10 protein-coding genes are annotated in these 7,689 nt (G+C 57.9%); 6 read left to right on the top strand and 4 right to left on the bottom strand.

Annotated features, from left to right (window positions below; genetic code table 11):
- From J2X50_RS06050 to gspG, 6 genes are all read left to right on the top strand, one after another.
- A partial coding sequence (locus J2X50_RS06050; protein ID WP_429092814.1) for a transposase occupies positions 1-339 on the top strand: 339 nt, incomplete at its 5' end.
- Between the two features lie 293 nt (positions 340-632).
- Entirely contained in the window at positions 633-1,094 is a 462-nt protein-coding gene (locus tag J2X50_RS06045) for a hypothetical protein (RefSeq protein WP_429092811.1), read from the top strand.
- A 99-nt stretch (positions 1,095-1,193) separates the two neighbouring features.
- Positions 1,194-1,697 (top strand): hypothetical protein, encoded by a 504-nt coding sequence (locus J2X50_RS06040; RefSeq protein WP_429092808.1) that lies wholly within the window; start codon positions 1,194-1,196, stop codon positions 1,695-1,697.
- 177 nt (positions 1,698-1,874) lie between these two features.
- The gene (gene gspD, locus J2X50_RS06035; protein WP_429092805.1) at positions 1,875-3,992 is read left to right on the top strand and encodes a type II secretion system secretin GspD; all 2,118 of its coding nucleotides are present in this window, start codon (positions 1,875-1,877) and stop codon (positions 3,990-3,992) included.
- The gene (locus J2X50_RS06030) at positions 3,992-4,492 is read left to right on the top strand and encodes a prepilin peptidase (protein WP_429092802.1); all 501 of its coding nucleotides are present in this window, start codon (positions 3,992-3,994) and stop codon (positions 4,490-4,492) included. Before gspD ends, J2X50_RS06030 begins: the two co-directional genes overlap by 1 nt.
- Positions 4,486-4,941, top strand: a complete 456-nt coding sequence (gene gspG, locus J2X50_RS06025; RefSeq protein WP_429092799.1) for a type II secretion system major pseudopilin GspG — start codon at positions 4,486-4,488, stop codon at positions 4,939-4,941. Before J2X50_RS06030 ends, gspG begins: the two co-directional genes overlap by 7 nt.
- A 14-nt stretch (positions 4,942-4,955) precedes the next feature.
- On the opposite strand, the gene J2X50_RS06020 is transcribed toward gspG, so the two are convergent.
- Genes J2X50_RS06020 through J2X50_RS06005 form a run of 4 tightly spaced genes read right to left on the bottom strand, consistent with a single transcriptional unit; the run spans position 4,956 to position 7,688 of the window.
- Positions 4,956-5,624, bottom strand: a complete 669-nt coding sequence (locus tag J2X50_RS06020) for a PulJ/GspJ family protein (RefSeq protein WP_429092796.1) — start codon at positions 5,622-5,624, stop codon at positions 4,956-4,958.
- Positions 5,621-6,001 carry a PulJ/GspJ family protein gene (locus J2X50_RS06015; RefSeq protein WP_429092793.1) on the bottom strand — a complete coding sequence of 127 codons (381 nt, stop codon included), beginning with the start codon at positions 5,999-6,001 and terminating at the stop codon, positions 5,621-5,623. Before J2X50_RS06015 ends, J2X50_RS06020 begins: the two co-directional genes overlap by 4 nt.
- Complete coding sequence (locus J2X50_RS06010) at positions 5,998-6,474, bottom strand: GspH/FimT family pseudopilin (RefSeq protein WP_429092790.1); 477 nt, start codon at positions 6,472-6,474, stop codon at positions 5,998-6,000. The genes J2X50_RS06015 and J2X50_RS06010 overlap by 4 nt, the downstream gene beginning before the upstream one ends.
- A complete protein-coding gene (locus J2X50_RS06005; protein ID WP_429092788.1) occupies positions 6,471-7,688 on the bottom strand; it encodes a type II secretion system F family protein in 1,218 nt (405 codons plus the stop codon). The genes J2X50_RS06010 and J2X50_RS06005 overlap by 4 nt, the downstream gene beginning before the upstream one ends.
- Position 7,689 lies beyond the last annotated feature (1 nt).

Raw genomic sequence — 7,689 nt, 5'->3', positions numbered from 1 at the left:
GCCGACATCTCTGATAGCGCAGGTGCGCAAACGATCCTCGATGGCATCCGCAAACGCTGGCCTTGGGTGAAGCATCTCTTCGCCGATGGCGCCTATGACCGGCTCAAGCTCATGGACAAGGCCAGCTATCTCGACTTCGTGGTGGAGGTCGTCCGCCGCTGTGACAACCAGCAGGGCTTCAAGGTCCTGCCACGCCGATGGGTCGTCGAGCGCACCTTTGGATGGATGATCCGATGGCGCCGCCTCGTCCGCGACTACGAGAAGCGGATTGACGTCTCCCAGGCCATGATCCTCGTCGCCATGGGCGGCAACCTCCTACGCCGGAATGCCCATCCCTGACTTTCCAAACGGACTCTGAGCATCCTGGGGACCGATGGCGTTAACGAGACGCATGCAAATACGAGTTGATTGTATCTATAAATTTAATTGAGATTTACGAATCTAACGCAATGACCGGACTAATTTTTGAGCGAGCGTAATCTGTTGAAATATAATATAACACTACGTGCGCCCGATTGTACATTGATGAACGATATCAATAGCGTAGCGCAACAGAATCCGGTTTATGGTAATGCGCTGAGGCATGGCGTGGATATACTAAAGCGGGCGGGCCACCCAGGGTTCTAAATAATATGACAAAGCTACGAATTGGTGACGTAATTGAAATTAAAACAAAAAAAGGCTTTGCATATGCACAATACACTCAAAATAATAAACGGTATGGAGAGCTGCTGCGTGTATATGGCAAAATTTACATAGATAAAAAGCATATATTCGAATTTATTCATAGTGAATCGCCCGTGTTCATTTGCTTCTTCCCGCTGAGAGAAGCTATCAAACAGCAGATTGTGTCAATTGTGGCCAACGAGATTGTTCCCGCTGCGGCCAAAGAATTCCCGACCTTTCGAGCAGGCGTTGTCGATCCCCAAACCAAGAAGGTTGGCGTCTGGTGGCTCTGGGACGGGGAGAACGAATGGAAGGTTAATGTACTAAGCCGTGAGCAACGGTCGTTTCCGATCCGTGGAATTTGGAATGATACCCTGCTGATAGAGCGAATTGATTCGGGTTGGACGGCAGATGCGGAAGATGTTTGATTGTCTGCATCTTATACTAAGATATGGACCACTATTGTCTCGTTTTATTCAATATCGATATGGCGGCGGCTGACAAGAACAGCTTGGAAAGCGCCGTTCATGTATACAGGACTGGCTGTGGCGATGAAGCGGCGCAGGTTCAGGAAGAGTATCGAAGACTCGTTGTTGTCTGTTGGATTTGTGAAAGCGGGTGAAGTGCTGCGCTTGGAGGGCGAAGAGATATCTACACTTGTAGGATTCGGAAAAGGGTTTGGGAATCAATGGTTTGTTAATGTCGGATTTTGGATTCACGCACTCGGGAGTCAATGCCCGGAAAAAATTGAGAAGTCCCATATGTACTTTAGAATAGAGAGAATTTTTCCAAATCTTAGAGAGATTATACTGACATCCGGGGATTTGTCGGACAAGCATCAACCGGATGCGCTGGATCGCCTTGTCTCGCACATTCATGGAGACATAGGTGTAAAGCTTCGCGAACTGACGAGCGAGGGAGGCCTGCGTAGGGCTATGGAGGCCGGGGCTCTTACCACTGCCGGCCTAATAAGAAAGGAAGCAATAAATTATTTTGAAGCGCGCTGGCAGGAGTCTCGTCTGGGGAACTGACCCAGTCGCACGTCCACAAGACAAATTGCGCTGTCCGCGATGGGGCGATCAGCGCGAGATCGCAAGACTTCTTCTTCAATCTCAGTTGTGGATATCGCGCCTTAGATGAATGCAAGACCGCGCAATGGAAACATCCAGTGAATAGACTTGATTATGCTAAGAATCGAGCTGCGCTGAATGAGGAATTACAAAATACTCGCAATATCCGGCGCTCTTGCGATCTCGGGCTGCTCTTCGTCCGGTGGCGACTTCTTTTCCGAAACAGTTGATAGCCTCCGTGCCAAAAACTCACCACTGCGCAACTCAAATCCACAATCGCAGTCGCTGAGTTCCGCCGGCGGACAGGCGGCAAGATTCTCCGGCGCTCAATACAAGGGCTCCGGCAACTTCGTCTCCTACGGCGCTCCGATCGCCCGGGTGACCGGCAACAACGCCGGTCAATATGAACTCAATCTCGTGAACGCACCTGTCGCGGATGCGGCCAAGGCGGTCCTCGGAGATGCTCTGCAGGCCAACTACGTCGTCGACCCCCGTGTCCAGGGAACCGTCACGCTTCAGACCTCGAAACCCGTCTCGCAGGACGCCCTGGTCGACATCCTGGAATCGGCTCTTGCTGTGAACGGCGCCGGCATCGTTCGGCGTGGTGGCCTGTTTCAGGTCGTCCCGCTCTCCGAGACGCTTTCCAGCACGCCGTCGGTCAGCGTGCCGTCGATGTCGCCTGCCGGGCCTGGTGTCAAAGTGCAGGTGATCGAGCTTCAATACATCGCCGCCGAAGAGATGAAGACCATCCTCGAGCCGATCACGCGTCAGGGGACCGTGCTTCGGGTGGACCCGACGCGCAACCTGATTACGGTCGCCGGCAACAACGCCGACCTCAACGCGATCCGGGAAGCCATTTCGGTCTTCGACGTCGACTGGATGCGCGGCATGTCGGTTGCGCTGCATCCCCTCAAGACATCCAAACCAAGCTCGGTGGCCACCGAGCTGGAGTCGATCTTCGGCACCAATGGCGGCCCCGGAGCCAACCTCATCAAGTTCATTCCCAACGAGCGGCTCAATGCCGTTCTGGTGATCACATCGCGGCCCGCCTATCTCAGCCGCGCAGCAAGCTGGATCGCCAAGCTCGACAAGCTTGCCCAGACCAACGAAGACCAACTCTTCGTCTATCAGATCCAGAACCGGCCGGCGAAGGAACTGGCGGACGTGCTCACGGCCGTGCTCGGCTCCTCGCGCGGCAAGAAAACGATCGAGGGTGGCAGCAGCCTTTCGCCGGAGATGACCCCGGTGGCGCTCGCCTCCGATGGCGTTACGCCGCTGCCGCTGACAGGGCCGTCGTCCGGCATGGAGATTTCGCCCAATGGCGAGCCCGCCCCAAAGGTCGTGGCGGATGTCGAAAACAACGCCCTGCTCATCCAGTCGACCGCGCGGACCTACGAGCGGATCGAACAGATCCTGGCGCGCGTGGATGTGCTGCCGACGCAGGTCATGCTGGAAGCGGTGATCGCGGAGGTCGCGCTGAACGACGAACTGAAGTTCGGTATGCGCTGGTTCTTCGAAAACAACGGCTTCAAGGTTTCGCTGTCGGATGTCGCAAGCGGTTTCACCGGTGCGGCGTTTCCAGGCTTTGCGTGGAGTTATGCCACCGACAACATCCAGGTGACACTCAACGCGCTTTCGAGCGTGACCGACGTGAACGTCATTTCGGCGCCGACGCTCATGGCCCTGAACAACCAGAAGGCCGTCCTGCAGATCGGCGACCAGGTCCCGATCATCACGCAGCAGGCGATCGGGACCGCCAATCCCAACGCGCCGATCGTCAACTCGGTCCAGATGAAGGACACCGGCGTCATCCTTTCGGTTACACCGCGGATCAACAACGCCGGGCGGGTCATGCTCGATATCTCCCAGGAGGTCAGCAACGTCGTCAAGACAACCACCTCGGGCATAGATTCGCCGACCATCCAGCAGCGCAAGATCGACACCAAGGTTTTGGTCAATGACGGCGAAAGCCTCGCTTTGGGCGGGCTGATCCAGGAGCGGAACAATGTTTCGAGAGGCCAGGTCCCGTTGCTCGGTGACATTCCGATCCTCGGCAACGCCTTCAAGAACAAGACCGACAGCATCACCCGTACCGAGCTGATTATTTTCATTCGACCCCGCGTGGTCCGCAACATTCCTGAGGCGCGGGCGGTGACGGACGAGTTCCGGGGTATGCTCAGTCTGAAGACGCCTATCCAGAAGAGACGCGGCGGTGCGACAAGAACGGAGCAGGATCTGAAGAGGCTGGCATATTGATGGCCGGCGACGGGTGGGCGGTCATCGCGGCTTCGCTGGTTCTGGCAGGCTTGTTGGCTGCCATCGCGGTTGTCGACTTTCGCCGGATGGTCATCCCCAACGGCTTGAACCTGGCATTGGGGTTGTCCGGCGCGTGCTTTCTGCTGATAGCCCGCCCCGACAATTTGCCAGAGCACCTGCTGGCGGCTGCGGGGTTTGGATTGCTGTTCTGGCTGTTGCGCGAGGCGCACAGCCGGCTGAGAGGTGCGACAGGCCTGGGGATGGGCGATGTAAAGATGGCCGCGGCCGCGGCCGTCTGGATCAATCCGCTGCTCCTGCCCGTCCTGCTGTTTGTGGCGAGCGCCAGCGCGCTTGTGTTTGCCGGCCTCAGGCTTGCCGCGACCGGCTCGTCGATCATGGGCACCAGAATACCTTATGGGCCATTCCTGGCCATAGGGCTGGTTAGCGTTTGGACGCTCGAGAATTTTGTTTTATGGAGTGAGGACCCGACCGGATGGTGAAAACCGAGGCAGCCTTCACGCGACGAGGCCGGCGCCAACACAAGACCAACATCGAAGGCTTTACCCTGGTTGAGCTTCTCGTGGTTTTGGCGATCATCGCGCTCGTCGCAACCCTCGCCACTCCACAGGTGCTGCGCTATCTCGGCTCAGCCAAGACAAATGCCGCCAAGGCCCAGATCCGCAACGTCGAGAGCGCTCTCGAACTCTACTACATCGACAACGCGCGCTACCCCACAACCGACGAGGGACTGTCGGCGCTGATGATCGCTCCGAAGGGCGCAACTGGGTGGACCGGTCCGTATCTAAAAGGTTCGGGCGGCTTGGACGACCCCTGGGGGAAACCCTATCAGTACGAGCTCAGCGCCGATGGCAGCGCTGTCAAGGTTCGAACCCTCGGCAGGGATGGCAGCGAGGGAGGCACAGGCGAGGATCTGGATATCAGCAACTGAGCTGAGAGCCTCCATCAGTTCGGTTGCACGTCCAACGAAGATGCGAGCACGAGACGGGCAAATCCCGTCGCTCTGTATTCAGCGCCGCTCCTGTTCACCGAGAGGGTGAACCGAATGGCTAGAGGAAGCTGCCTTGGAACCGTCCACTCGTTTGCCCATTTCGACCTCGGTCCGGCGCCGAGGTACTCGATTGCGATATTGGTGGGGCCCGAAAGCAACTCGACAGTCTCGGCACCTTGCTGTTCCTGCGCGTTGCCCGCCCTTCTTGGAACAAGCTGCAGCACCAAATCGCGTTCTGAATCTCCATCGTTGTCGGGTCGGACGGCAAGCGTGATCTGCCTCAGTGCAGATGCGCCGAAAGCGGTGGGCTGAATTCCAACCAGCTGCAGGCGGTCACGATCACCTGACAGGAAAACGCGATTGTCCGATATCGTCAGGGGAAAGGGTTCAGCCGCAGCGATCAGGTTTTCCAAGAAGGCCGCTGCATTGTCGACCTCGATCTGGGCTTCGTTGTCCTTGGTGATCCTCAAGATTGACCGAGCTTGTCCGAGGAAGACGATCATCAGCGAGGCAATCACGCCAGTCAGCGCCAAGGCAACAAGCGTGTCGACCAGGGCAAAGCCTTCAACGCCTGTTTGGCACTGGGCCATAGAGCTGGAGTGGCGCGATGATCTGCGCGTCATTTGAGCGAGGCCCTGGGGTCGGCTTGCATGAAGGTGACAAAGCCCGACCGACCACGCCTGCCGTCTCCGACGTTCCGCGTGATCCTGAGCGCAACCAGTGCGGTGCCATCGGTATTGAGCAGTCGTCTCTCGATCTTCCAGATATCCCCGAATTCATCGGAACCGGCCTCCAGTGAAACGTCGCCAGCTTGCAACTTCGCCAGGATGCCTCGCAGCTCTCTTATCGATCGCTGCTCGGTCTCTGCTGCGACAATTGCGCGACGGGAGAGTACAATCGACTGACTGATCAAGCCCATCGCCAGGGCCAGGATCATGAAGGCGACGATCATCTCCAGGACGGTGAACCCTTCGTCGCCGGGTGCATGCGTCCGCATCATTCGATGTCCCAGCTTCGGGAAGGCAAACCACTCAACCAGTTGACGCTGATGCGCAGGCGCTCGCGATCGCGCCGAAGATAGAGGTCGAGTCCTGAAGTACTCCCGTTAGGCAAGAATGTGAGCACGGCTTCCTGACCCGCCAGAATCGTGGTCTTCCCGGTCACGACAGTCATTTCCACCCCTTGGGGAATTTCGATTGTTGACCCATCCCCGAAACGCACCTGGTTCTTGGCGGGCACAAGCGACACCCGTTGCTCAGAGGCGCGCGTGATCGCCAATGTTCTCGTCATCTGAAATCGGGCGACCAGTTCCCTGGAAATCGCATCGATACTCGGCGCACGCGATCTGGTCTGAAGCGCTGGCAAGGCTGCGGTCGCAACGAGCGCGAGGATCAGCAGGGCGACCACCATCTCCAGCAGCGTGAAGCCGGCCGCATCGTGCAACTCCGCAGCTCCTGCGTCGCTGGCCGTCATCGGAGAGCCAGCTCATTTATGTTCAGAATTGTCGTCATCACCGACACAACCAGGCTGCCAACCATGAGTCCCAGCAAGATCGTCAGGGCCGGCGTCATGAGTTTCAGCAACCCATCGATCCGTGCCGATACTTGGGTGTGAAGCATTTGCGAAGCGCGCTCGAGCACGGACGGCAGCGCGTTCGCTTCCTCGCCGATGGCGACCAATGACACTGTCGTCTTCTCGAAAACAGAGTGGCCAGCAAGAGCCTCGTTGAGCTTCGAGCCAGCCGCGATGCGCTCGCCGATCTCTGAGAAGACCTGCCGCAAAATGGGTAGCCTGGCGGTGCTGCCGGAGAGCTTGAGCGCCTCGATCATGGTCACCCCATTTGCCAGCAGAAGCGACAGAACTTCGAGGTAGCGGGCAACAGAGGCCCGTATGATCAGGGTGCCGATCAGAGGGGTCCTCACAACGAGATTTGCCCCGAGGGCGCGGACCGAATTCGACCGCGAGAAGGCCACGTAGGCGCTAATGCACAACAATCCGGTCATCGGAAAGACCGCCGGATAGTCCAGGATAATCCGGCGAAGGTTGGCCAGCATCGACATGGCGGCTGGCTTTGCCGTACCTGCCCCCTCAAAAATCGGTTCCAATGCCGGAACCAGAACGGTCGCCAGAACGAACAATGCTCCGCACATCACGAACAGCAGGAAGAGCGGATAGGTAAGGGCTTCGATGATTGCGGCCTTACGTTTTGCCGTGGTCGAATAGGACGCTGTCAGTCGTTCACAAACGGCCGCAAGTCTGCCGCTGCGCTCTCCGCTCGCGATCAAGGCTATCGTCGTAGGCGATAAGCCAGGCAGTGTGGCGAAGGCTTCGGCTGACGAACGGCCACGGGCAATCAGGTCATGAACCGAGCTCAGCTGCGATTTTCTCGTTGCGCTGGTCTCGCCCGCGGCAATGGCGGCCACGGCCCGGTCGATGGTGAAGCCTGCATTGAGCAACATCGACAGATCGGCGAAGAGCCGCTCGGGTCTGATTGGGGATGCCCCCCAGGCGAAGCGAAAGAAGAACGCCGACCCGGTTCTTTGGTCCGCGCGCGCTTGCTCGAGATGATAGGTGCGTCGCCCCTGCCTACTGAGGGTCCGAGCCGCCTCCTGTTTCGAGCTGGCTTCGAGAACGCCTGTTTCAGTGCTGCCGTCGGTCAAATATGCGCGATACTGGAACGTCGGCATT

The sequence above is a fragment of the Aminobacter sp. BE322 genome (assembly GCF_050433525.1).
GTDB lineage: Bacteria > Pseudomonadota > Alphaproteobacteria > Rhizobiales > Rhizobiaceae > Aminobacter.
This window is presented reverse-complemented; position numbering and strand designations above follow the sequence as displayed.

Coding starts and splice junctions, on each gene's coding strand:
- J2X50_RS06010 (WP_429092790.1), bottom strand. CDS start 6,474: ATGACGGCCAGCGACGCAGGAGCTGCGGAGTTGCACGATGCGGCCGGC.
- J2X50_RS06015 (WP_429092793.1), bottom strand. CDS start 6,001: ATGATGCGGACGCATGCACCCGGCGACGAAGGGTTCACCGTCCTGGAG.
- J2X50_RS06045 (WP_429092811.1), top strand. CDS start 633: ATGACAAAGCTACGAATTGGTGACGTAATTGAAATTAAAACAAAAAAA.
- J2X50_RS06030 (WP_429092802.1), top strand. CDS start 3,992: ATGGCCGGCGACGGGTGGGCGGTCATCGCGGCTTCGCTGGTTCTGGCA.
- J2X50_RS06020 (WP_429092796.1), bottom strand. CDS start 5,624: ATGACGCGCAGATCATCGCGCCACTCCAGCTCTATGGCCCAGTGCCAA.
- J2X50_RS06040 (WP_429092808.1), top strand. CDS start 1,194: ATGTATACAGGACTGGCTGTGGCGATGAAGCGGCGCAGGTTCAGGAAG.
- gspG (WP_429092799.1), top strand. CDS start 4,486: ATGGTGAAAACCGAGGCAGCCTTCACGCGACGAGGCCGGCGCCAACAC.
- gspD (WP_429092805.1), top strand. CDS start 1,875: ATGAGGAATTACAAAATACTCGCAATATCCGGCGCTCTTGCGATCTCG.
- J2X50_RS06005 (WP_429092788.1), bottom strand. CDS start 7,688: ATGCCGACGTTCCAGTATCGCGCATATTTGACCGACGGCAGCACTGAA.